General features: G+C 68.6%; 20 protein-coding genes. 5 read left to right on the top strand and 15 right to left on the bottom strand.

Annotation, left to right across the window (positions count from 1 at the left end; translation table 11 throughout):
• Positions 1 to 4: 4 nt before the first annotated feature.
• From EDD90_RS44105 to EDD90_RS44070, 8 genes are all read right to left on the bottom strand, one after another.
• Entirely contained in the window at positions 5 to 598 is a 594-nt protein-coding gene (locus tag EDD90_RS44105; RefSeq protein ID WP_123978676.1) for a prephenate dehydratase domain-containing protein, read from the bottom strand.
• Positions 595 to 1599 carry a branched-chain amino acid transaminase gene (locus tag EDD90_RS44100; RefSeq protein ID WP_123978675.1) on the bottom strand — a complete coding sequence of 335 codons (1005 nt, stop codon included), beginning with the start codon at positions 1597 to 1599 and terminating at the stop codon, positions 595 to 597. Before EDD90_RS44100 ends, EDD90_RS44105 begins: the two co-directional genes overlap by 4 nt.
• Positions 1596 to 3020: a phenylacetate--CoA ligase family protein gene (locus EDD90_RS44095; RefSeq protein ID WP_123978674.1), complete on the bottom strand. Its 1425-nt coding sequence runs from the start codon at positions 3018 to 3020 to the stop codon at positions 1596 to 1598. The genes EDD90_RS44100 and EDD90_RS44095 overlap by 4 nt, the downstream gene beginning before the upstream one ends.
• Before the next feature lie 21 nt (positions 3021 to 3041).
• Positions 3042 to 3458: a DUF2000 domain-containing protein gene (locus tag EDD90_RS44090; RefSeq protein WP_123978673.1), complete on the bottom strand. Its 417-nt coding sequence runs from the start codon at positions 3456 to 3458 to the stop codon at positions 3042 to 3044.
• A gap of 77 nt (positions 3459 to 3535) precedes the next feature.
• On the bottom strand, positions 3536 to 3829 hold the full coding sequence (locus EDD90_RS44085; RefSeq protein WP_123978672.1) for a Dabb family protein: 294 nt from the start codon (positions 3827 to 3829) through the stop codon (positions 3536 to 3538).
• Positions 3826 to 4701 (bottom strand): menaquinone biosynthetic enzyme MqnA/MqnD family protein, encoded by an 876-nt coding sequence (locus EDD90_RS44080; protein ID WP_123978671.1) that lies wholly within the window; start codon positions 4699 to 4701, stop codon positions 3826 to 3828. Before EDD90_RS44080 ends, EDD90_RS44085 begins: the two co-directional genes overlap by 4 nt.
• On the bottom strand, positions 4698 to 5015 hold the full coding sequence (locus EDD90_RS44075; protein WP_123978670.1) for a chorismate mutase: 318 nt from the start codon (positions 5013 to 5015) through the stop codon (positions 4698 to 4700). The genes EDD90_RS44080 and EDD90_RS44075 overlap by 4 nt, the downstream gene beginning before the upstream one ends.
• Before the next feature lie 384 nt (positions 5016 to 5399).
• Positions 5400 to 8354 carry a BTAD domain-containing putative transcriptional regulator gene (locus EDD90_RS44070; protein ID WP_185149437.1) on the bottom strand — a complete coding sequence of 985 codons (2955 nt, stop codon included), beginning with the start codon at positions 8352 to 8354 and terminating at the stop codon, positions 5400 to 5402.
• A gap of 1015 nt (positions 8355 to 9369) precedes the next feature.
• On the opposite strand from EDD90_RS44070, the gene EDD90_RS44065 reads away from it, so the two are divergent.
• Genes EDD90_RS44065 through EDD90_RS44055 form a run of 3 tightly spaced genes read left to right on the top strand, consistent with a single transcriptional unit; the run spans position 9370 to position 13969 of the window.
• Positions 9370 to 11283 (top strand): cobalamin-dependent protein, encoded by a 1914-nt coding sequence (locus EDD90_RS44065; RefSeq protein WP_185149436.1) that lies wholly within the window; start codon positions 9370 to 9372, stop codon positions 11281 to 11283.
• Between the two features lie 20 nt (positions 11284 to 11303).
• Positions 11304 to 13178, top strand: coding sequence for a non-ribosomal peptide synthetase (locus tag EDD90_RS44060; protein WP_123978667.1), 1875 nt, complete (start codon positions 11304 to 11306; stop codon positions 13176 to 13178).
• On the top strand, positions 13175 to 13969 hold the full coding sequence (locus tag EDD90_RS44055) for a thioesterase II family protein (protein ID WP_123978666.1): 795 nt from the start codon (positions 13175 to 13177) through the stop codon (positions 13967 to 13969). Before EDD90_RS44060 ends, EDD90_RS44055 begins: the two co-directional genes overlap by 4 nt.
• A gap of 106 nt (positions 13970 to 14075) precedes the next feature.
• On the opposite strand, the gene EDD90_RS44050 is transcribed toward EDD90_RS44055, so the two are convergent.
• The 3 genes from EDD90_RS44050 to EDD90_RS44040 all read right to left on the bottom strand — a co-directional run bounded on the left by EDD90_RS44050 (position 14076) and on the right by EDD90_RS44040 (position 18363).
• Positions 14076 to 15221, bottom strand: coding sequence for a cytochrome P450 (locus tag EDD90_RS44050; RefSeq protein WP_260328485.1), 1146 nt, complete (start codon positions 15219 to 15221; stop codon positions 14076 to 14078).
• Positions 15222 to 15435: 214 nt separating this feature from the next.
• Positions 15436 to 16236: a CPBP family intramembrane glutamic endopeptidase gene (locus EDD90_RS44045; RefSeq protein ID WP_123978664.1), complete on the bottom strand. Its 801-nt coding sequence runs from the start codon at positions 16234 to 16236 to the stop codon at positions 15436 to 15438.
• A 606-nt stretch (positions 16237 to 16842) separates the two neighbouring features.
• The gene (locus EDD90_RS44040) at positions 16843 to 18363 is read right to left on the bottom strand and encodes a glutamate--cysteine ligase (protein WP_123978663.1); all 1521 of its coding nucleotides are present in this window, start codon (positions 18361 to 18363) and stop codon (positions 16843 to 16845) included.
• Positions 18364 to 18920: 557 nt separating this feature from the next.
• On the opposite strand from EDD90_RS44040, the gene EDD90_RS44035 reads away from it, so the two are divergent.
• Together EDD90_RS44035 and EDD90_RS44030 are read left to right on the top strand one after the other, a co-directional pair.
• Entirely contained in the window at positions 18921 to 19505 is a 585-nt protein-coding gene (locus EDD90_RS44035; protein ID WP_123978662.1) for a hypothetical protein, read from the top strand.
• Positions 19506 to 19901: 396 nt separating this feature from the next.
• Positions 19902 to 20108 (top strand): DUF5999 family protein, encoded by a 207-nt coding sequence (locus EDD90_RS44030; RefSeq protein WP_089105610.1) that lies wholly within the window; start codon positions 19902 to 19904, stop codon positions 20106 to 20108.
• A 125-nt stretch (positions 20109 to 20233) separates the two neighbouring features.
• On the opposite strand, the gene EDD90_RS44025 is transcribed toward EDD90_RS44030, so the two are convergent.
• Genes EDD90_RS44025 through EDD90_RS44010 form a run of 4 tightly spaced genes read right to left on the bottom strand, consistent with a single transcriptional unit; the run spans position 20234 to position 24453 of the window.
• Entirely contained in the window at positions 20234 to 21286 is a 1053-nt protein-coding gene (locus EDD90_RS44025; protein ID WP_123978661.1) for an endo-1,4-beta-xylanase, read from the bottom strand.
• A gap of 28 nt (positions 21287 to 21314) precedes the next feature.
• Positions 21315 to 22151 (bottom strand): carbohydrate ABC transporter permease, encoded by an 837-nt coding sequence (locus EDD90_RS44020; RefSeq protein WP_123978660.1) that lies wholly within the window; start codon positions 22149 to 22151, stop codon positions 21315 to 21317.
• Entirely contained in the window at positions 22148 to 23149 is a 1002-nt protein-coding gene (locus tag EDD90_RS44015) for a carbohydrate ABC transporter permease (protein WP_123978659.1), read from the bottom strand. Before EDD90_RS44015 ends, EDD90_RS44020 begins: the two co-directional genes overlap by 4 nt.
• Before the next feature lie 5 nt (positions 23150 to 23154).
• The gene (locus EDD90_RS44010; protein ID WP_123978658.1) at positions 23155 to 24453 is read right to left on the bottom strand and encodes an extracellular solute-binding protein; all 1299 of its coding nucleotides are present in this window, start codon (positions 24451 to 24453) and stop codon (positions 23155 to 23157) included.
• Positions 24454 to 24464: the final 11 nt, after the last annotated feature.

Here is a 24464-nt window from a genome sequence, read left to right as displayed (position 1 = left end):
TCCTTCAGGAGTCCGCACCGGCGAGGGTGAAGACCGACCACAGCATGCGGATCGGCCGGGTACGGGAGATGAATTCCAGCGCGTTGGCCTTGGCCGCCGGCTGTGTGGTCAGGGCGAGGTCGGTCTCCCTGCGGCGGGCCTTGTCGGCGGCCGCGCTGGTGGAGGCGGCATAGCGGATCTCCGCCACCGAGTACTCGTCCGGGAGGAGTTCCTCGACCAGTGCTTCCGGTGCCGGATGGGTGGCGACCCGGGCCGCGCCGGGAATGCGGTGGCCCGGCGAGACGGCGATGCCGTAGTGCGGGGTGTCGAAGAGGAACGCCCCCGCGAACCGCAGCGAGGGGTCCATGTAGAAGCTGTGCACCGACGCGTACGCGTTGGCTATCACGACGTGGCTGACGGCACCCAGGCGCAGCGCCGAGCCGGCTTGTTCGTAGGAGTCGTAGAGGCGGATGGCGGGCGGTCCCTCGGGGGCGCGGTCCGCCCAGAGGTACAGGGCCGCCTGCTCGCTGCTGGTACCGGCGGGGCCCAGCGTGCCGATGGTCCGGACCGACGGGCCCGAGGACAGTTCGGTGTCTATCCAACCTGCCGTCTGGATCATGTTGTTCCCCCAGTTGCTGATGGTCGGGCCGCGGCGGGCCGGACGGGCTGGAGCCAGTGGCGATAGCGCTGGTCGTCACCTCGGACGACCTTGTGGTATGCGGTCATCAGAGCGGTGGTGAGCGGTCCGGGGGTGCCCTCCCCGACCGGGCGGCCGCCGATCTCGGTCACCGGCACGATCTCCGCGCCGGTGCCGGTGAGGAACACCTCGTCGGCGTTGCACAGGTCGTCGCGGCCGAGGTCGGTGAAGTCGGTTCCGACATCCAGCAGGTCGGCGGCCAGGGTGACCGCCGTGTCCCTCGTGATGCCTTCGAGCAGATCGGCGCTGAGCGGCGGGGTGACCAGTCGCCCGCGGACGACGGCGAACACGTTGGACGTGCTGGCCTCGGCCACCTGGCCACGGCTGTTGAGCAGGATGGCATCGTCGTAGCCGGCGGCCCGCGCCTCGTCCACGGCGAGCGCGTTGTTGACATAGCCCCCCGTGACCTTCGCACGGACGGGGAGGACACCGGACTCCGGCCTGCGCCACGAGCTGATCGCGACCCGGATCCCGGCGCGGTCGGTGTACGAGCCCATCCTGAAGGCGTTGATCGACAGCGCGTCCGACACGCCCTGGAGCTGGACGCCGGGCGGCGTCCCGGGCAGCAGCGAGCGCTTGTACGCCAGCGGGCGGACGTAGGTGTCCTCGCTCGCCCCGATCCGGCGCAGCAGTTCCGCGGTCACCTCCGACAGCTGTTCCGCGTCCAGTCCCACGTCGATGCGCAGGGTCCGCGAGCTCCTGAGGAAGCGCAGATAGTGGTCACGGCCGCGGAAGACGGCGAGGCCGCCGTCCGCCTGGGCGTAGGCGCGGATGCCCTCGAAGACGCCCGTGCCGTACTGGAGTGCCTGGGTGGTGACGGGCACCTGGGCCTGCTCCAGCGGCACGAACTCCCCGTCGTGGTAGGCCAGCGCCGCGACGGCCGGCGCCTGCGCGCCCGTGGGTGTCGCTACGGCGCTGGTCACTGGGCCCTCCCGCCGGCCACGGCGAGTGCGGCGGCCCGCTCGGCGTCCGGAGCGGCGGGGCGCCGGTCCTCCACCCTCGCGGCCTTCCAGCTGACCATGGCGCCGGTCGTGGTGACGCCGCCGAGCGGGCCGTACTCGAACCGGACCGGGACGTCGAGCCGCTCACGCACGGCTCCCGCGACTGCCTTCTCGTCGATCCGCACGCCTTCGCCGTCGGGAGGTGTCTCGAAGTGGAGGGTCAGCTCGTCCCGGCCGTCGACCGCGTCGATGACGATCTGGTAGTCGAGGTAGCCGCGGGGGTGGGTCAACAGCAGTTCCTCGAGGTCGTAGCCGCTGATCCGGTTGCCGCCGATCAGCAGGGTGTCCCGGGTCCTGCCGAGCACCTCCAGGGTGGGCGCGGGCAGCGTGCGGTCCCCGGCGGCGGGGCCGAACCGGACCAGATCACCCGTGCGGTAGCGCACCAGCGGCTTGCTGCCCTGGTAGAGGGAGGTGACGACGAGTTCGCCGGTGCGCACGCCGTCGGGTCCCGGCTCGACCGCGAGCCCGGTGTCCGGGTCGATCACCTCGTACAGGTTGAGCAGGGGGGCGGTGTACAGCGTGCCGTCGGCACCGGCCGCGCCCATCACGGAGGCCTCCTGCGAGGCGTAGAGGGCGTTGTACACCTTGGCGCCCCACACCTCGCCGATGTTGTCGAGGAGGCTGGGAGAGGCGAGTTCACCCGTGCACATCAGGACGTCGAGGCGGAAGTCGCGCCGCGGGTGGAGACCGGCCGCGTACGCCTTCTTCGCCAGCGACAGCGCCATGCCGGGGGTGCTGAACAGACCGGTGGCCGGAAGCACGCGCAGGGTCTCCAGCGCGCGGTCGTATCCGACCATCGGCGAGTGCGGCCACATCTTGGCGACCGCGTGTCCCAGGTTGCGGCAGACATCGCCGAAGGTGTCCCCGAAGGCGTGCAGCTCGGTCGGCCCGGAGACGCCGATCACCTGCTCGTCGCCGAACTGCCGGAAGATCGTGTCGTAGTACACCGTCAGCGCCGTGTTGTTGTGCAGCGAGTCGGTGTTGTTCCGCGGGCAGGGCGTGCTCCGGCCGGTGGTGCCGGTGGTCTCGTAGAAGATCCAGGCCTTGGACAGCGGCAGCGAGAGCACGTTCTCGAACTCGCGCCGCAGGTCGTCCTTGGTCGTGAACGGTACGGAGGCGAGCTGCCCGGGAGTCGCGGCGGTGACGGAGTCGGGGTCGACGGCGGCCAGGTGGCGTGCGTAGAACGGCGAGTTCGCCTTCACGTACGCCACCGTGCGGCGGAATTCGCGGAGTTGGTGGTCGGCGAGCTCGGCATCGGTCCATCGGCCGGCGGCGAACGCCTGGTGCCGATCGCGTATCTCGCGGGCTTCCTTGGCGAGTTCTTCGTTGAAGACGGTGAACATGCTTCCCTCGTGTCGGTTGCGTCAGCGGTACAACGGCAGGCTGCCGGTGAGCTTGTTCACCGCGCTCTTGCTGCCACAGACGGCGACTCCGATGTACGGCAGCTCGGCGGTGGCCGCCTCGGCGGTGCGGCGGGTGTACTCGTCGTAGCTTCGCGACGACTGCGCGACCGCGGTGAAGTCGACCACGAAGACGTCGGGCATGCCGGCCGCCTTCAGCACGATGTCCCGCAGGTCCGTCGTCTCGCCCTTCAGGATGGGCAGCGGGATCGCCGTGATGCCGATGTGCGCCTCGCCGTCGGCGTCCTTGACGGCGTCGCCGATGATCCCGTCGACAAACCGGCCGACGGACATCGAGAGCGCCGCCACCGTGTTCATCGCGAGCCCGGCAGCCAGGTCCTTCTCGACGACGAAGGCGCACTTCTCGTACTGAGCAGTCACAGTCTTTCCCTACCATTCCATGCATTAACTGACGCAAATATAAATCTGCCGGATATTTGCTCTGAGTTGTCCTGTTGTTATTCTTCGAGATCGGCGATGACCCAGTCACTGATCTCTCGCCACAGCCGGATCGCCTCCTGGTGGAACGGGTGCACCATATAGCGCTCCAGCGCCTCCTCGTCACTCACGAGACCGATCACCGCGTAATCGTGCGCGACGGGGCGGGTCGATATGTTGCGACCGGGGATCCATTCACGGAGTTCGGGCACCTCGCTGCCCACCTTGACCGCGAAGCGTTCCGCTTCCTGCGCCCTCGGATCGTCCCAGGAGATTCCGGTCTTGAACTTGAAGAGCACGATGTGACGGATCATGTCAACCCTCCGTGGATCGTTATGCGCGTGAACGCGGGAGCGGGCACCTCGCCACGAGCGGCGGCGCGTTCGGCGAACTCCTGTATGGCGGCCAGCTGGCGCTCGCCGAGCGAGTAGTCGAGCAGCCGGTAGTAGTCGAGCAGCAGGGGCACCTCCAGCGCGCCGGCCCGGCTCCGGTGCGACTCGCGCGCCGCTGCCGCGGCCACCTCGACGGGGTGGCGACGGGCTCGCGCGACTGCGTCGGTGAGTGCGGCCCGCACGTCGCGCACCGCGTCCGGGCGCGCCTCGGCGAATTCCCGGCGCACCGCCCAGACCGCGAAGACCATGGGCAGACCGGTCCAGTCGCGCCACATGGCGCCGGTGTCGTGGACGGTCAGGCCGGGCGGCACCTCGGCCCGCACCCGCAGGGCGTCGTCCCCGATGACCACGGCGGCCCGAGCCGTGCCGAGCATCCCGTCCAGGTCCTGCCGCAGGGTGCGGTACACGGGGCGCACACCGATGGCGTCCTCCAGCAGCATCCTGGCCAGCAGGGCGGTGCTGCGGCTGGTCTCGGAGAGCGCGACCAGGCGTCCGTCCAGGCTTCCCAGCGGGTCACGCGAGACGATGTGGCACGAGCCCACCGGGCCGTCGCTGCCGATCGCGAGCCCCGGCAGCAGACACAGGTCCTCGGTGTGCCGCAGATATCTGACGAGACTGATCGGGCTGATGTCCACGGCGCCCGACAGCAGGTCTTCGGCAAGCCGCTCCGGCGGCGCGGAGACCAGGCCGACGTCGCGGACCGCCCCGCTGTCAGCGAGGCCCCAGCGAATGGGTGCGCAGTTGAGGAACGAGATGTCGCCGAGGCGTGCCGTGAGGGCCGCCGGCGCCTTCACGCCGCGCCCCGGGGGTCGCCACCCGCCTCGGCCGCGGCCCTGGGAATCCGGCCCCGACAAAGACTCAGGATATTGAGGGCAAGAGCGGTCCCTTCGGACCCGAGACCGGCCGCATAACGGTCGAGAATAATCTTTTCGCGGGAGAGAACGGTGCGAGTGCCGCCCTCACGTATACGCTGCTGCTGAATCTGGGAGGAGAGATCCCGTCGGCGCTTGATGAGTTCTATGATCTGCAGGTCCAGAGAATCGATCACTTCACGGAAGTCATCGATCCGGATGGCTGACTCGACTGCGACGTTGTCTTGCTGCTCCACGTTGACCTTCTCTGTCCAGTATGGACGGGTGCATGGATGGGGCGCCGCCCTGATCAAACTGTTCTCGAAAGCAATCTCAAATGGTGAGATTCATGGATGTTTGGTCAGTGTTCGGGCCCACGACAAGGACCGGATGACCGACGGTGACATTCGGGAGAAGGAAGCGGCGGAAAGGAGGTGTGGGGAGCCTGCGGTCCGACACCTTCGAGACACCGTCGTCCCGGTGGAACCCGCCGCTGTCACCCATCCTTTCCGATGTCGGCCGTGAGCGGCAAGAAACTTGCCCAACGGTGTCACACACCCTCAAAAACCCTTCCGACCTGCATGTTTCCTCTGACATCGGATGGAAATCGAACGGAAATACCGGGCCGTCGGGGCCGACGGTCACAGGACGAGCGAGTAGCGAGAGCCCGCCTTGCGGTCGAAGGCCCTGACCGCAAGGGGCGAGCCCGTGCCGGCCACCACGGCCGCCGCCCTGGAACGGAGGCCGACCGCCTCGGCCGCGTCTCCGCCCTGCTGGTCGATCACCCTCGCGTGGGCGTCCAGGCAACGCGCGTAACGTACGGGCGAGCCCAGGTCGCGGTAGATCGCGGCGGATTGGAGCAGCTGTCGCTCGGCCTCGTCGAGCCTGCCGTCGTGCCCGTTCGCGCCGGCCAGACAGAACGTGCTGAGCGCCTCCAGCAGTGGATCGCCCACCGCACGTGCCGACTGCAGGCATGTGCTCAGTAGCCGACGGGCCTCGGTGTGCTGCCCCCTCTCCAGCGCCACGACGCCGAGGCCGAAGTCGGCGTAACCGATGCCGAAGACATCGCCCAGCGCCTCTGCCAGCTCCCGGGCCCGGACGTACTCGGCCTCCGCCTCCTGCGGTCGGCGCTGCTCACGCAGCAGATCGGCGAGGGCCAGCCGCACCTGCCCAGCCACTCTGCCGGCGAAGCCGCGGGTGGCCTCCTCGGCCTGCCGCAGATAGGGTTCGGCGCCTTCCGGATCCCGCAGTTCGAGCAGGGTCAGGCCGAGCCAGCTCAGCACCTGGGTCCGGGCCTCCAGGTCCCCATGGGCCGTGAGCACGGGCAGACACTCCTGCCAGCGCTCCAGCGCCTGCTCGTAGCGGCCGAGGATCCGGTCCACGCGGGCCGCGCTGCGCAGCGCGAGCGCGGCACCGTAGTCCTCCCCCACCTCCGTGAACCTCGTGTGAGCCTGGTCCAGCAGGACGGCCGCCCGGGTGAAGTCGCCCTTGTCCAGGTGCAGATCACCCAGGCCGAGGAGCAGTGCGGCCTCGCCCTTGCGGTTGCCGGCCGTGCGCACGGCGCCCAGCGCGTGCTGATGGGTCGTCAGCCAGTCCTCGTAGTGCCCGCGGGTGCTGAAAAGGCAGCGGCACACCGCGGCGAGGTCCCATGCAACGTTGTCAAACCCGTGTCCGGCAGCCTGCCGCACCAGAGTGGTCAGGGTGGTGCGCTCGGCCTCGTACCAGAGCAGGGGGTCGGTGTCCTCGTACTCGGTGAAGGCGTTGTCGCCGTCGAAGCCCGCCGTACCGCTGCGCACGACGGAGTAGTCACCGCCGCAGAGGGTGCGGTGAGCCGCGTCGGCCCGGGCGAGAGCGGCGAGGGCTGTGCGCTGAACCGCGGCGCGGCGCTGGGACTCCGGTTCCGTGCCGTCGGCCCGCTCGGCCCCGAACAACCGGACCAGATCGTGGAGGCGGTAGCGGAGCTGGCCCGCCCGGTCCCGTCCCGTCACCTCGACGAGCCGGGCGTCCACCAACTCCTCGACCAGATCCTCGGCTTCGTCCCAGCCCAGGTCCACCAGGTGCGGGGGGAGCCAGTCCGCGAAGTCCGGTACGGCGAGCAGGGACAGCCGGCGCAGCAGCACCTGGGCGTCGGTGCTGATGCCGTCGTAGGAGAGCTCGAAGGTGGTGCGGACGGCCAGGCTGTCGTGCACCAGTTCGTCGAGCCTGCGCCGTTCGTCCGCGAGCCGCTCCGCGAGACGGCCCATCGTCCGGTGCGGTTTGGCCGCCAGCTTGGCGCCGACGATGGCCACCGCGAGGGGCAGGTTGCCGCAGTAGTCGACCAGTCGGAGCGCGGCGTCCCGGTCGGCGTCGGAGCGTTCGCGCTCCGAGCTGCGGTACAGCAACTCCAGGGCCTGTTCCGTGGGCAGCCCCCCGAGCTCCACCACCTGGGCGGAGAACGACGCGGCGACCCGGGAGCGACTCGTCACGATGACGGCGCAGCCGCCCGTCCCGGGCAGCAGGGGGCGGATACCGGCGGCGTCGGACGCGTTGTCCAGAATGATGAGCACGCGCTTGTCGGTCAGCAGTGCGCGGAATTTCTCGGCACGCTGGTCCAGCCCCTCCGGAATGTCGGACACCGGAATTCCCAGCTCGCGAAGAAATCGGGCGAGTGCCTCCTCCGGACTGACCGTGTCCCTGTCGAGCCCCCGCAGGTCGACATAGAGCTGTCCGTCCGGGAAATTTTTCCGCTGCTGATGCCCGACGTGAATGGCAAGGGTTGTCTTGCCGGTGCCGCCGGCACCCACCAATTCGACGATGGGCACATGCCTGCCCTCGGGCCTCAGATATTCGACGAGGTTGGCCATCTCCGCCTCGCGCCCGACGAATTCCCCGACGTCACGAGGGAGCAGGCACGGTCCGGCGGCCGACGGGGACGCGGGCACGGACGGGGCGGACACCAGCGCGACCTGTGGGGCCTCGGTGGCGGGCGGCGCGGCCCCCTTGAGGATCTCCTGATGCAGTCGCTGCAGTTCGGTACCCGGCGCTATGCCGAGTGCCTCGTCGAGCAGTTGGCCGGTGTCGCGGTACAGGCGCAGTGCGTCCGCCTGCCGACCCGACCGGTACAGGGCCGTCATCAGCTGAGCCCTCGGACGCTCGAAGAACGGATGCTCCTGGATGAAGGCCGATAACTCGCCGATCACCGCCTCGTACTGCTTGAGTTCGAGCTGCAGGTCGGCCTTCTTGACCCGCAGCGCCACCTGCGTGTCCTCCCACACGCGGGCCTCGGCGCGCCAGGCCTGCCGGGTGATGCCCGCGAGCAGCGGACCGCGCCACTGCGCGAGCGCCCGGTCGAGACGGGCGACCGCCTCGGCGTGGTCCCCGGCGGCGGCGAGCTCGTCGGCCTGCACCCTGAGGGCCAGCACCCGCTGGGTGTCCAACTCCGCATCCCGCGTGGTCAGGAGGTAACCGGGAGGCTGGGTCAGGATCAGATCGCGCACGGTCCGTGTCCGCTGGAAGCGGCCGCGCAGCTTGGAGACGCAGATGGCGATCTGATTGGGCGGATCGGCCGGCATCCGGTCCTCCCAGATGCTGTGCGCCAGGTCCTCCACGGAAACCACGCGGTCGGGCTTGAGTAATAACGTGCCCAATATGATCTGAAGTCTCGGAGCCGTCAGTTGCAGTCTTTTGCCGCCCGCCCAGACTTCCAGCGGCCCCAATACCCGGAATCGCAGTCCATCGGCATGTGATGACAGCATCCGAAACACCCCCACCGCTTAATTCTCGCTGCTTGAACTCAGTACATGCTTACGGCATCACACGAACGGTGACCACGACTCGTCCACATGGAGAGACGAGGGAGCAGAAGGTGACGCCCGGTCAAGAATATGGAGCGGGAACGACCAGGACGATGGGGCGCGCCGGTCACCACGGGCGCGGCGGACATGCCCGCTCCCGCGCGCCGATGGCGCGATCTGCCGCTCGTGGGCGCGGCTCGCGGCCGATCCGCCGACCATCTTCCGGCGGGAGCCGCAACGGCAGCGAACTAAGTTCATGCGCGATCCCTTCCCGCCTCAATCTTCCGAACTAAGTTCGGCACCTTCGCCAGCATGCCATGCGTCCTCTAGCATACTGGGCGATACACCGCTTATGTTTCGGTCACTGATCCACTGCTCGTCGGCCAATGGAGGTGACACATACTCGGTCAACGGGGTTGCCAGCTCGTGCGGTCGGACCCGTGATCACGCCCGCCTCGCTCCGGGGCAGTTCGAACGCGGTCACCACACGCGTCCTCACGGATGCCGTGCCGCGGGCCGTCGGGCCATCCGATGCACCATGGCGGTCGCCCCGCTCTTCATGACGGTCCGGCTCCGTCCCGGTCCCTGCGCGCGGCCGGATCCCGCGAGCGCGGATGACCTAGCTGAGCGGACCGCCGGGCGTCATCGCCCACTTCATCCTCGCGAACGCCGGCGTCCGACTTTCCATTGCCGCCGACCCGTGCAGCATCCTCCGGCACCCCGTCCAGCCGCTCCGTGCCCGCGCCGCGCCTCCGCCGGCGCCGGAGCGTCGCTGACCGTTTCCAAGCGGTCGCCACAGGCGGCGCCACTCGCCAGGTGCTTCCCATTTCCTGAAAGGGTGAGCGATTTGAAGAAGGTCCTGCTAATCGAACTCTCCGTTTTCGAGCGAATGACACCGCTGGCCTCCGGCTATCTCCAGGCATACGCGACGACGGATTCGGTGATTCGCAGCGAGTATCGATTCGAGCGGTACACGACCGTCGCCAGGACACCTCGGGCCGAGATCATCCGGAATCTGATCGGGGCGGCCGCCGATGTGTACGCCTTCAGCTGCTACGTGTGGAACATGGGCCTGGTGAGGTCCGTCGTGGCGGCCGTCCGGCAGGCAAGGCCGCACGCCCAGATCATCCTCGGCGGCCCCCAGGTGATGTCCCAGGGCGGCCGCTACCTCAGCAGGACCGACGAACAGACCGTCATCTGCAACGGAGAAGGGGAGATCACCTTCTCGCAATACCTCCTCTCGTTGACCGACTCCGATGCGCGTGCGCGGCTCCATGAAGTCGACGGTCTCAGCTTCTACCGCGACGGCGAACTGGTGACGACACCGAAGCAGGCGAGGATCAGCAGCCTGGACGACATTCCCTCGCCGTTCCTGACGGGAGTCTTCGACTCGGCCTACAGCATCGCCATCCTGGAGACGAACCGCGGGTGCCCCTACCACTGCGGATTCTGCTTCTGGGGCGCCGCCACGAACGACCGGGTGCACCGCTTCGACGAGGAGCGGGTCCGTGCGGAAATCAAGTGGGTGGCGAAGAACGAGATACTTTTCCTCTTCATCGCCGACGCGAACTGGGGAATGCTGAGCCGCGATGTCGACATCTCCCGGCACATCACGAACTGCGCACAGGACCACGGGGCCCCGAACGTCGTCTACTTCTCCGCGGCGAAGAACAAGCCGAAGGCGGTCACGGAGATCACCGGCATCTTCCAGGACGCGAACCTCATCGCCTCCCAGCCGGTGTCGCTCCAGACCCTCGAACCGACCAGCCTCGATCTGATCTCCCGCTCGAACATCAAGCTGAGCGCCTTCGCCGCGATCCAGGAAGATCTACGCGAGAAGCGCATCAGCTCCTACATCGAACTCATCTGGCCACTGCCGGGCGAGACCCTCGACTCCTTCAAGCGCGGTGTCGGCACGCTGTGCGAGAACGAGGCGCAGACCGTAATCGCGTACCCTCACCTGCTCCTCAACAACACGCCCATCTATCACCACTCCGACGCCATGGGGATACTGACCCGGCCGGCCGGCGGGGACATCGCCGAGGCCCGGATCGTCATCGGCACGCGAGAGGTCTCCGTAGCGGAATTCACCGAAGGCATGTACTACTTCTACGCCTTCCATGCGCTGCACAACCCGAGCAGTCTCCGTACGGTGATCCGCCATCTCGTGAAGCAGTCCGGGATACGCTACCAGGACGTCTTCTCCGCCTTCGCGGAATTCTTACGCGAGCAGGGGCCGAACGACCCCATCCTCGCGTACATAGAGCGCTCCGTCGAAGATGCCGACTACTACGACGTGAACAACTACGGCCTCTTCATCCATTCCGTGCTGCACGAGCACAGGGAGCTCTTCACCGAGCATGTCCGGCGTTTCGCGCAGGGCCAGGACTGGTGGGACGACGACAAGGTGCGGGCCCTGTTCGAGATCGACTTCCTCAACCGCCCCTACATGTACAGCAACACGCCCATGGACGTACCCGCCGAAGGCTTCCAGGAGCTCCGCCTCCTGGATCTCGGTCCTCGCAGCTACACGGTACAGGTACCCGCGGAACACCTGCCGGAGCTTACCGATGCGATCCGGATCGACTCGATTCCGGCGGACGGCACATTCACGGTCGATCACAAGAGGCTGCAATATCCGTTCATGCCGACACAGAGCCGTGATCACAGCGGCTCCTACTGTCACGGAATGATCGAGAAGGTCGGGAACGTCATGCCGTTGTGGCAGCCGGCCGGCCAATCAGTCAGGTAGCGAGAAAGGACTGGACGCTCATGTCGGAATCTGGTGTGGAGACCGTCGATATCCGGGACAGTTCGCTGAACGATCTCTTCGCAGAGCACGTCGCACGTTCTCCCGACGCACCGGCCGTCACTTACGGGGCCGTCACACTGACCTACCGCCAACTCGACCGGGTCACCAACTCACTGGCAGCGCGGCTGCGGGAACTCGGCGTGCGGCGCGACCGGCTGGTCGCGTTCCAGGCCGACCGGAACCTCAGTGTCGTCGTGGGCATGCTGGCCACCGTCAAGGCCGGGGGTGCCTATCTGGCTCTTGATCCGGCCCACCCGGTCTCCCGGTTACGCACCATCCTGGAGGAGTCCGAGCCCGTGGCGCTGCTGTCGGAAGCAGGCACGGACGAGCCGAGCGGTCTGGGAATCCCCGTGGTCCCGGTCGCCGAACACCTCAAGGACGCCGTACGGGACGACACCGCTCACGACGTCCCGGCAGCTGGGGACAGCGGCCCCGACGATCTCGCCTACGTCGTGTACACATCGGGCTCGACCGGCGCGCCTAAGGGCATCTGCATCACCCACCGCAACGTGGTCCAGCGCACCCGGAACACCGACTACCTCAGTTTCGAGGCGGGAGACCGGGTGGCCCAGATCTCGAACGCGGCCTTCGACGCCGCCACGATCGAGGTGTGGGGGGCGCTGCTCAACGGCGGCGAACTGATCGGGTTCGACCGGGACACCGTGCTCTCACCGGGCCGGCTGGCAACCGCTCTGCGTGAACGTCTCATCGACACCATGGTGATAGCGACACCGCTCTTCAACCAGCTTGCGGCCGACGACCCTTCGACGTTCGCCACGGTCTCCCAGGTTCTGGTCGGCGGGGACGTCATGGCGGTCCGCCCGGCCGGCTCCGTCGCCGCGCTGCCGGGCTGCACCCTGCTCAACGGGTACGGCCCCGCCGAATGTACGACGCTCGGCACCGCGCACCGTGTCACGCCGATGCCCGAGGGCCAGTTGCGGGTGCCGATCGGCCGCCCCGTCTCGAACACGACCTGCTATGTGCTCGACGACAGTCTGCGGCCGCAGCCGGCGGGCACACCCGGCCAGCTCTACATCGGCGGTGACGGCGTCGCGCGCGGTTACCTCGGCCGTCCGGACCTGACCAAGGAGCGGTTCCTTCCCGACCCCTTCACGACGGAACCGGAGGGGCGCATGTACGCGACCGGAGACCTGGTGTGCCAGTTGCCGGACGGTTCGCTGGATTTCCTCGGCCGTGCCGACTTCCAGGTCAAGATCCGGGGCTTCCGTGTCGAAATGAACGAGGTCGACTCGACGCTCCTGCTGCACTCCGGCATCAGGGAAGCCGTGACGGTCGCCGACGCCGACCCGCGGACGGGGGAGAAGACACTCGTCAGTTACTACGTGGGGGCAGGCGAAGCGAGTCCGGAGACGAGGGAACTGCTGGCGTTCCTGCGGGACCGGCTGCCCGAGTACATGGTGCCGTCCCGGCTCGTCCGCCTCCCCGAACTGCCGAAGAACGCCAATATGAAGGTCGACCGGGAGCAGCTGCCCTCCCCGGCGGCCTCGACGTCTTTGGCGGATGCGTCTCAGGCGGATGGCGACGACCGCCGGGCGGAGGCCGACGCGCGCCCGGACGCCGGCACTCTCGACGGCGAGATCGCCACCCTCATCGGGGACCTGCTGGGCGTGCCGAGCTTCGGGCGCGAGGAGAACTTCTTCGAGAGCGGCGGGCAGTCCATGCTCGCGATACGCCTGCTCACACAGGTGGGCAGGCGCTTCGGTGTGAACTTGACGCTGGGTGAGTTCTTCGAGGACCCGACGGCGCGCGGCATCGGCGGGCTCGTCCGGCAGCGGACCGTTCCGGCCGCCCGGCCCGGGGAAGGGCGGTCATGACGCGGGCGGCCGATGTGGCGTGTTTCCCTCCCTGCCGGGCGGAAGCCACTCCCGCGCCGGCCCTGGACACGGATGCCGTGCGGTTGTTCTGCCTGCCTCACGCGGGGGCGGGGGCATCGGCCTATCGTGACTGGCCCGAATTGCTGGCCCCGGACATCGAGGCGATACCGGTGCAGTTCCCGGGACGGGAAAACCGTTTCAGGGAGCCGGCGCTCCCTTCGGCTTCGGAACTCGTCGCCGAATTACTGGAGCCCTTCGCGAGCCGCGCGGGGCACGATTTCGCCTTGTTCGGGCACAGCATGGGTGCGCTGCTCGCCTATGAGCTGGCGCATGAACTGTCCGCGCTCGGCAAGCCTCCTGGGCACCTGTTCGTCTCGGGGCTGGGCGCTCCGCATCTGCCGCGTGAGGGGCCGGTCCTGCACAGACTGCCGGACGACGAGCTCATCGCGGTGGTCGATCAGCTGGAAGGCACGTCACCGGAGGTGCTCGCCCAGCCGGAGCTGGTGCAGCTGCTGCTTCCCTTGTTCCGCGCGGACCTCAGGGTCTGGGAGACCTATGTCCCGCACCGGGGTCCGCTACGGGTGCCGATCACGGCGATGGGCGGTCGCCAGGATCCCGGTGTCGGCCTGGACAGGCTCAGCGCGTGGGGCGGTCTGACGTCGGCCGGCTTCCGGCTTCAGGTGTTCGACGGCGGCCACTTCTACCACCATTCGGCGCCCGCCGATGTGGCAGCGGTGCTGCGGGAACGGCTGCGGGAGTCCGGCCCGGTGCCGGCGACGGCGGAGGAATAGGGTCACCGCCCAGCGGCTCGGCGCCGGTTCCGGCCGATACCCGGGATGTCCCGGGTATCGGCCGGCCGCGGGTACGGCGAGCCGGCGGCCTGGACGGGGCGCCGGCTCAGCGCAGCCGGACGGGGAGGTTCTCCAGGCCGTGGATGAGGCTGGAGGACCGCCACCGCAGCGACGACTCGGGCACCGCCAGCGCCAGCGCGGGGAACCGGGACAGCAGCGCCCCGAAGGCGATCTCGCCCTCGATCCGCGCCAGCGGCGCTCCGAGGCAGTAGTGGATCCCGTGTCCGAAGCCCACGTGTCCCGCGGCGTCCCGGCCCACGTCCAGACGGTCGGCTTCGGCGAACCGGGACGGATCGCGGTTCGCGGACGACGTCGCGAGCATGACCCATTCCTTCGCGGGGATGGTCGCGCCGCCGATGGTCACCGGCTCCAGGGTGAACCGTTCGGTCGCGTGGTTCAGCGGGTTCGCGTACCGCAGCAGCTCCTCGACCGCCGACGGCAACAGCGAAGGATCGTCGCGCAGTCGCCGTAGCTCGGCGGGATGGGTGAGCAGCGCCAGCACTCCGCCCGCGATCAGGTTCAGCATCGTCTCGTGCCCGGCGACAAGGAGCAGGAACATCATCGAGAGCAACTCGTGCTCCGTCAGCGAGTCACCCGAGTCCCGCGCCGCGATCAGCGCCGAGAGCAGGTCGTCCGCCGGTGACCGTCTGCGCTCCGCGACCAGGTGCGTGAAGTACTCGTACATGGCGACGGCGGCGGCGCGGGTCTCCTCGCGCGTCCCCCGGGAGGACAGCAGCGTGTCCGACCACTCGCGGAACGACTCCCGGTCGCCCACCGGGATGCCGATCAGCTCGCAGATCACGGTCACCGACAGCGGGAACGTGAACGCCTCGATCAGCTCTGTCTCGTCGGGGCCGTCCGCCATCGCGTCCACCAGCCCGGCGGTGATGTCCAGGATCCGCGGCCGCAGGCCGGCCGTCCGGCGCGGCGTGAACGCCTTCACCACCAGGCGGCGCAGCCGGGTGTGGTCGGGCGGATCGAGGTTGAGCATGTGCTGGTCGAGATACGCCTGCACGGGGTCCACGTTGATGTCGAAGTCTTCGGGCGTCATGTGCGTCACCCAGTCCTTGGCCAGCCGGGGGTCGGCCAGCGCGGCGCGCACGTCCTCGTACCGGGTGACGAGCCAGACCCGTACGCCCTCGGGCGTGATGACCGGAGTCACCGGCGCCGACGAACGCAGCCGCGCGAACAAGCCCTGGGGATCCTGGAAAAATGAATCGCCTAACCGCTCGACTGCGGGTGAGATTTCCCCTGTTGTATCCACCATGCCGTCAGGCTAACCAGTAACGCGTTTAGCCACAAGCAGTATTGATGACATATTGCACGGCGCCACCCGGTGGCATTGTGAGCAAATTCGGCACTGCTTTTTGTTTAAGCGTCGGAGGGTTATTTCGGGCCGGAACCGCTCACGCGGTGGGCAGCCAGCCCACCTTTCCGACGAGCAGCGCGTAGCCGACGAACGCACCGATGTCCAGGAGGGAATGCGCCACGACCAGCGGACCGACCCGGCCCCACCGCCGGTACAGGTAGACGAACACCACGCCCATCACCATGTTGCCCAGGAAGCCGCCGATGCCCTGGTACAGGTGGTACGACCCCCGCAGTACGGAACTGGCCACCAGCGCCGCGCCCGCACTCCACCCCAACTGGTCCAGCCGGCGCAGCAGGTAACCGACGACGATGACCTCCTCCAGGATCGCGTTCTGCATCGCGGAGAGGATCAGCACGGGGTACTTCCACCACACGTCGGGCAGCGCCTCCGGCACCACCGTGAGATTGAAGCCGAGGCCACGGGCGGCGAGGTAGAAGGCGATTCCGGTGCTGCCGATCACGGCCGCGACCCCCGCCCCGCGCCCGAGGTCGGGCCAGCGACGGGTGCGGTCGAAGCCGAGTGTGCGCAGGCTCGCGCCCTCGCGCAGCAGCAGATGCGCGACCAGGGCGACAGGGACGAGCGCGGCTGCGATGTCGAACAGCTGCCAGGAGAGATCCAGCCAAGGGCGGCCCGGCGCGGCCGACGCGTTGAGGGTCGCCGCCTGGTCCTTGAGGGCGCCCGGCTTGGTGACCGATCCGACAAAGCTGATCAGAGCGGATACTCCGCTCGCACCGAGCGAAAGCCCCAGAACGAGCAGTGTCTCGTCTCTGAACACCCGCCGCGAGGGCCGCTCCACGGGATAAGCATCGGCCACCGACTCCGCCTCCACCTGCACTCCTGTCTCCAGCTGAGCACTCCCGGGGGACAGGGAGGGCCACCACCGTCGTGGGACGTCACAGCTTGCCCGATCAGCTACGAACCGCCATCACCGACCCCCGGCCGCACACAACTCGGCCAGGGTGGGTCCGCCGCCGCCGGCACGCCGCCAGAGGCGCAGTGGCAGCGGCTTCGACGGGGTGCCAGGCGTGAGCTCAGGGTTCGCCACCGCGCGGCCTGCCGGATCGGTGCCGGCACCGCGTCGTCCGCGCTCGGGCCGGGGGCGGGCTCCGCGAGAGGGCGGGCCACCCGGACGGCCGCCTCATGCATCGGCTGTGTGTTCGCGGCGAGCGGTACCAGGCCGGCGATCGACGGCTCGGCGGCGGCGATCCGGGGGCGCGAAGATCACCTTGCCGAAGCGCGGTACGGCCACCTGCCGGGAGGCGGGCTCCCGGGCGAGGTTCCTTGAGCGGTGTGCTCGGCCCGCCGCTTTCGTCCTGGTCGAACGCGCCGCCACCGCTGAGCGGCACCACCGCCGAGCGGCATCACCGCGGGCCACGGTCCGGGGCCGACGGTCAGCGGCCTCCCGGACCCCGCACACCGCGCGACAGTTCTCCCGGCTGCCTCATCCCGTCAGCACCGGCGCCACCAACCCCACCGGCCAGGTGTGCACCGGCTCCCCCGCATTCATCAGCTCGGCATAGCGCCGCGTCATCGCGGCCAGCGCGGCCTGCCGCGAGAGCCCCTGTTCCAGCGCCCGGTGGAACGTCGCCGCCTGCCAGGACGCCCCGTTCGCCCTCCGCCGGCAGCGCTCGTCGATCACGCCGAGGTAGTGGTCGCGGTCCGCGGCCTCCACCCCCCACGCGTCCAGCCCCGCCTCCGCCAGCGGCAGCAGTTCGTCGCGGACCAGGGTGACCGCGTCGACCTCGGCCGTACCCCCGCCGTACCGTCCCCTTCTCGGCCAGACCAGACGTGCGTCGATCCCGTGGCGGCACGCCGCGTCGAAGTTCGCCTCCGCCACGGCGAACGGCAGCCGCGTCCACACCGGCCGGCTCTCCTCCGCGAGAGCCCGCACCAGGCCGTAGTAGAACGCCGCGTTGGCGATCACGTCGGTGACGGTCGGCCCGGCGGGCAGCACACGGTTCTCGACACGCAGGTGAGGGACGCCGTCGGCGATGCCGTAGACCGGCCGGTTCCAGCGGTAGACCGTGCCGTTGTGCAGGACGAGTTCCGCGAGCTTCGGCACCCCGCCCGCGTCCAGCACGGCCAGCGGGTCCTCCTCGTCGCAGATCGGCAGGACCGCCGGGAAGAAACGCAGGTTCTCCTCGAACAGCTCGTACGCGGAGGTGATCCAGCGTTCGCCGAACCAGGTGCGCGGCCGTACGCCCTGCGCCTGGAGCTCCGGCGGGCGGGTGTCGGTGGCCTGGAGGAACAGCGGGGGGCGGGACTCCCGCCACAGTTCGTGGCCGAAGAGGAAAGGGGAGTTCGCGCCGACGGCGATCTGCGGGGCAACGGCTGCCTGAGCCGCGTTCCACACGTCCGCAAAGCGGGCCGGGGTGACCTGGAGATGCAGCTGCACGGAGGTGCAGGCGGCCTCCGGGACGATCGACTTCGACGTGCACACGAGGTGCTCGACGCCCTCGATGTCGATCAGGAAGTCCTCGCCCCGGGCGGCCACGATCTGATCGTTGAGCAGGGTGTACCGGTCGACCTCGGAGAGGTTCGCGGAGACCAGGTCGTCCCGCTCCAGCGTCGCCAGAATGCCGGTCATCACAATCCCGGCGTCCACCTCGCCCGCCTTGCGGTCGGCGTACGCCAGCGAGGTCCGGAGTTCTTCCGCGAGCCGGTCGAATACCCGGCCGCCGAGCCGGTGTGGGGCTATGTTGACTTCCAGGTTGAACATGGCGAGTTCTGTTTGGAAATCTCGGCTTGCGATACGTTCGAGAACCTGACCGTTCAGCATTCTCGGCATACCGTCCGTACCGGCGAGATTCAATTCGATCTCGACACCCATCAGGTTCTTGGGGCGATCGAACCGCTTCTCCACCAGCAGCCGCTCCAGCCCCGCCAGGCAGCTGCGCAGCTTTTCACGGTACCGCTGGCGATCGGACAGGTCGAACCGGCCCGCCACGACCTTCTCCCCCATCGAAGCGTCCCTCCTCGAATGGGCGGGCCGGGGTGCCGGCCGCCGGTGTCCCGAGTCCAGGTGGGATGATGCCCAGCGGAGGCGATCGATAACGTCGCGCGCGGCACCGGCACCCGCTACTCTGTTGGAATGTGTCCCGCGGCACATTCACGGGGCATGGAGCATCGTGCAACTTCGGGTGCCCCGTTCCTCTCGTGAAAAACGCCGACGACATTCGGCCGACCGCGACAACCCCGTATTCCGAGGTCAGCAGGGCTCCGGCAGGCAGGAAATCGGGAGGATTCCCCGCGAATCGACGGCTGAATTACGCCTTGTTCCGTTCTGTGAAACGGCCCGGTGAAACACCACCTGAACAGGCGTCGTATAAACTCCGCGAACAAGGCAGAAGGCTGGCGCCCACGGTCCTGGTTCCTGCCGTCTGAGTGACGTGCGGCAGGCAACGCCCGCACCTCTCTTCACCGAACCGGGCCCCCGCCTCTCTGACCCCTCCTGAGCTGACAGCGCCGTCCGCCCCTGCCCCCGCGCCACCGCGCCTGTCGAATGAGAGGCGACCCACCATGCCGCTGCAAGTCCCTCCTGCCCCCGCACCCGCACTGCGTTCCGTCCTCACCGCCCTCGGTTCCCCCACCGCGGTCCGCGAGGCCCGTACCCCCTCCCTGCGTACCGCGCAGGGACCCGCGATCCCCGAACTCCCGCTGCCCGTGTACGTACTGGACCGGATCACCCCGGAGGGCGTGTCCGCCACCCGGCTGGCCGGCTGGCGCTTCCTGATCCGCTGCGGCGACCGGGCGGTGGCCGCGGCCGACACGATGCTCACCCCGGACGGCTGGGCCTTCTCGCACTTCTTCGAGGGGCCCTACATCACCTCCACCGAGCGGGCCCTGCACCAGGCCGAGGCCCTGCAACAGACGTACCAGCCGCGTCTGTTGTCCGTCCCCGGCCTCTACATGCTCACCCTGTGGCTGCACGGCGACTGCGCGGCGGACGGCGCCGAGGGCCATCCGGCCGCCACCGATCTGCTCGTCCCGCTGGCACCGGCGCCGCCCGGTATCGCGGCCCACCGTCCCCACCTGGTCGACGAACTGCTCCCCGTACTGACCCACCGGGTCACCCCGGCACCCCTGCTCATCACGCCGGCCTGAGACCGCCCCGGCCGTACCCGACTGCACCCGCCGCACCCCGCCACACCCCGCCGTCCCTGAACGGGAGGCGGGGTACGCGCGTATTCCCCTATGTCCTCGGCCGGGACACCGAAAACCCCTCGTCGCTCGTACGAGCAAATAACCGCTCCTAAGAGCCGTAATAGCCCTTCCCCGGGTTCTCCCACCGTCCGGACTAGCCCCATCCGGCCATGCGGAACCATCCGAATTGGCAGCCCAGTTGGGATGAACCGTCCGCGCGGGTGACGCGTCTCCAACCTGTGAGAAGCGGTGCAGCTAAATCCCTGCGGAAGAACGCCCGGAGGGCAACACTGGTTTCCGACCGACTCATCACCACGGGGGACCGACATGACCACGACAGAGCGAGAGACCCCACCCATGTGCCAGCACCAGCCGCCGTGTCCGACAGCCGAATCCGCCGACCGGGAGTCCGCCCGCCTCACGGCGCACCACCCGGAGCAGGGTTGGAGCCTGCTGTGCAACGGCGTTCTGCTCTTCGAGGACACCGGTGAGCTCCTGCCCGACGGCCAGATCATCGCGCCGCACCGCCCGCTCGGTGCCGGCCGCGTGGTGACCGCCGCCTGAAGAAGGACCATCGCACCACCCGAACATCGCACCACCCGGGCGGCCCCGCCGCTCCGCCCGGTGACCTGAAGGGGCCGGACGCACACACACGGTGCGCACCGGCCCCGACGCATGTCCGGGGGTGACTACCCCGTGTAGCCGAGCGCTGCGCGCAGTGCGAAGTAGGCCGGCTTGGGAGCGAGTTGCTCGTCCCAGGGCAGGGCCGCGCCTTCCCCGGGGAAGACCGCCGGGATCCAGGAGTACTTGTCGGTGTAATCCCAGACGGTGATGCCCACGCACCGGCGCACCGCGAGGCATGCCTTGGTCAGATCGGCGTACCAGGTCGCCTGTTCGGCCAGTTTCTCGGCCGTGGCGGGCAGTTGCATCCGCACGTCGACCTCGGTGAGCGCGGTGTCCAGGCCGAGACGGGAGAAGCGGCGGAGGTTCTCCTCCAGGGTGGACGGATAGCCGTACTGGAGCGCGAGGTGGGCCTGGAAGCCGATGCCGTCCAGCGGCACGTGCCGGGCCTTCAGCTCCTGCGCGAGCGCGTAGTAGGCGTCGCTCTTGGGGCCGGTGGCCTCGATGTTGTAGTCGTTGAGGTAGAGCCTGGCGTGCGGGTCGGCCTGATGGGCCCAGCGCAGCGCGTCCGCGATGTAACCGGGGCCGAGCGTCTTGTACCAGAGGGTCTCGCGGTAGGTGCCGTCCTCGTTGAACGCCTCGTTGACGACGTCCCAGGAGTAGACCTTGCCCCGGTAGTGCCGTACCTCGGTCTGGATGTGCTTCTTCAGCACGGCCCTGAGGTCGTCTGCCGTCCAGGTGCGCGAGGTGAGCCAGCCCGGCAGCTGACTGTGCCAGACCAGGGTGTGGGCGCGGACCTTCTGGTGGTTCGCGCGGGCGAGGTTCACGATCTGGTCGCCGTTGGTCCAGTCGAAGACGCCCTGTTCGGGTTCGGTGGCGTACCACTTCATGCCGTTGCCGGGCGTGATCATGTCGAACTCGCTGCCGAGCAGCCCGGTGTAGGCGGTGTCGGTGAGTTCGGGGTTGTCGGTGGCACTGCCGAAGTACCGGCCGTGGCGCTGGGCCAGTTCGGCGAGGGTGGGCTGCCGGTCGTGGGCCTGGGCTGCGGGGCCGGTGGCGACTCCGACGGCCACCAGGACGGCCGCGAGGGCACCTGCGAGTCTGAGACGTGTGCGGGACATCGTGCGACTCCTGTCAGTGGAAGGCGATTCAGCCCTTGGTGGCGCCTGTGGTGAGGCCGCCGACCAGTTGGCGTTCGGCGACCGAGTAGAAGGCCAGGGCGGGGACCATGGCGAGGACCAAATAGGCGAAGACACGGGCGGTGTCGGTGGAGTACTGGCCCTGGAACTGCTGCACGCCGATCGGGATGGTCCACCAGGTGGAGTCGGTGAAGACCAGCAGCGGCAGGAAGAAGTTGTTCCAGCTGGTGACGACCGCGAGCACGGAGACCGTGCCGAGCGCGGGCCGGGCCATGGGCAGCAGGATCCGCCAGAAGAAGGCGAACGGCCCGCAGCCGTCGAGGGTGGCCGCCTCCTCCAGCTCCCCGGGGATCTCCCGGAAGAACCCGCGCAGGATGATGATGGTCATCGGCAGCCCGAACGCGGCCTGCGGCAGGATCACGCCCAGCGGGTTGTCCAGCAGGTGCATCGACCGAAGCAGCAGGAAGAGGGGCAGGGCGGCCACCGCGAAGGGGAACATCAGGCCCATCGTGAACACGGTGAACAGGACCTCCCGCCCGCGGAACGCGAACCGCGCGAAGGAGAAGGCGGCCAGCGCCGACACCGCGACCACGAGCACGGTGGTCGCGATCGCGATCAGCGTGCTGTTGCCGACCAGCCGCCAGAACGCGCCCGAGCCGAGGATGCCGGTGTAGTTGGAGGTGACCCAGGACTCGGGCAGCCCGACCGGGTTGCGGGACAGCTCGTCGGTGGTCTTGAACCCGGACAGCAGGGCGTACAGCAGGGGTACGACCATCACCGCGCCGACCACGACGAGGATCACGTGCAGGGGCAGGTTCCGTACGGCCGTCCTACGGCTGCTGCTCATGCGCCGTCTCCCCTCATGTTCGTGGTGGCGCCCGCCAGGTCGCGGCGGAGCACGAACCGCTGGTAGGCGAGGGCGAAGACGAGGCTGATGGCGAACATGGCCACACTGATCGCACTGGCGTAGCCGACCTGGTAGCGCTTGAAGCCGTACTGGAACATGGTCACGGCCATGGTCTCCGAGTGGTGGTCCGGGCCGCCCGCGGTGACCACCCACACCAGGTCGAAGAGCTGGATGGAGCCGATGACCGACAGGAAGACGCTGATGCGCAGGGTAGGAGCGAGCAGCGGCAGGGTGACATGGCGGAAGCGCTGCCAGGGGCCCGCGCCGTCGACGGTCGCCGCCTCCGTCAACTCGGCCGGGATCGACTGGAGTCCGGCCAGGTACAGCATCATGTGGAAGCCGAAGTACTTCCAGGTCATGACCAGGAAAAGGGTGGCCATCACGGTGGAGGGGTCGGAGAACCACTTCCCGCCCAGGGCGCCGAGGCCGATGTCGCTGAGGAGGTGGTCGGCGAGTCCGTCGTCGGGCGCGAAGATCATGCCGAACAACACGCCGGTGATCGCCTCGGAGAGCACGTACGGGGCGAAGAACAGCATCCGGTAGACGGCCCGGCCGCGGATCCTCTGGTTGAGGAGGACCGCCATGGCGAGGGCGAACGGCAGTTGCAGCGCCAGCGACAGCACGACCAGGACCAGGCAGCGCCACAGGTCGCCGAGGAAGACGTCGTCCTGGAAGAGCCGGGTGAAGTTGTCGGTGCCGGTGTAGTCGGAGGGCATGCCGAAGCCGCCCCAGCGGAAGAACGAGGCGTACAGCGCGAACAGGATCGGCAGCAGCACGAGGACGCCGAACAACACCAGGGCGGGCAGCTGGAAGCCCATCGCGGTGAGCCAGTGCAGCAGCCGGCGCCGGGCCCTGCCGCCACCGGCACCGGCCACCGGTGGCGGCAGGACGGCCTCGCCACCACCGCTGCGCTGATCAGGCAGGAAGGTGGAGGTCATGGGCCTTACTGCTCTTCCTTCGCGGTCTTGGTGATCGCCTGAGTGACGTCCTCGGGAGACTTGGACCCGGCGATCAACCCGGCCACGCTGTCGTTGATCTGCTGGCCGACGGCCGGCGCGTACGCCTGGTCGAGGTAGAGCTGGAAGCCGGTGGCGCCCTTCAACTGCGCCTGTACGGCCTTGGTGTTGGCGTCGCTCAGCGCCTTCTCCGCACCGGGGACCACCGGGAGCGTCTTGGTCTTCTCGACGAGCACCAGGTCGGTGGTCTCGGAGGCGAAGAACTTCAGGAAGTCGACGGCTTCCTTCGGAGCGCCTTTGCGCAGGGCGTGCCCGCCGCCGCCGCCGAAGACCTCGGTGATGGCACCCTTGCCGCCGTCGACCGCGGGGAACGGGAAGAAACCCAGGTCGGAGCCGAGGCCCTTGCCCGCGTCCGCCTCCACCACCGGGGCCCACTGGCCCATCAGCTCCATGGCTGCCTTGCCGTTGCCGACGGCGGCCGCCTGGCCGGTGGGCGAGGAATAGGCGGCGCCGAGGAAGCCCTTCTGGAACGGCTGGAGAGCGACGAGGTCCTTGAGGTGCTGTCCGGCCTGGACGAACCCGGTGCCGGTGAAGTCCTTGTCCTCGTCGGCCTTCTGGAGGGCGTCGAGCCCGGCGGTGCGCATCGCCAGGTACGCCCAGTAGTACATACCCGTCCAGCTCTCCTTGCCCGCGAGGGCGAGCGGGGTGATACCCGCGGCCTGGAGCTTCTTCACCGCGTCGAGGAACCCGCTCCATGTGGTGGGAGGCTCGCTGATTCCCGCCTTGTTGAAGAGTGCCTTGTTGTACCAGAAGCCGATCATGCCGATGTCGAACGGGATGCCGTACAGCTTCTGGTCGATGAGGTAAGGCTGCTTGGCGACCGACAGCATCCCGTCCGCCCAGGGCTTGGTGCTGTCGGTGAGGTCCTCGACGAGGCCGGCGTCGACCTGCTGCTTGAGGACGCCGCCACCCCAGGTGTGGAAGATGTCCGGGAGCTTCCCGGAGGCTATGAGCGCCGTCATCTTGGATTTGTAGGCGTCGTTCTCCAACTGCACAATCTTCAGCTTGACATGCGGGTTCTGGGCCTCGAACTTCTTGGCGAGGGCCGCCCAGACGTTCTTGGTCGGCTGGGTGGTGGAGATGTTCCACCACTCGACGGTGACCTTCCCCGACGACGAGGACCCTCCGTCCGAGCCGCCGCCGCAGCCGCTGAGGGCGGTCATGCCCAGACCGGCGGCCGCGGTGGCCGCCAGGAATCCGCGCCGGGACAATGCCGGGTCGCCCATGATGCGCTCCT

The organism is Streptomyces sp. Ag109_O5-1 (assembly GCF_003814875.1).
Lineage (GTDB): Bacteria > Actinomycetota > Actinomycetes > Streptomycetales > Streptomycetaceae > Streptomyces > Streptomyces sasae.
The sequence above is the reverse complement of the archived record's forward strand: the minus strand, read 5'-3'. Positions and strand labels throughout refer to the sequence as shown.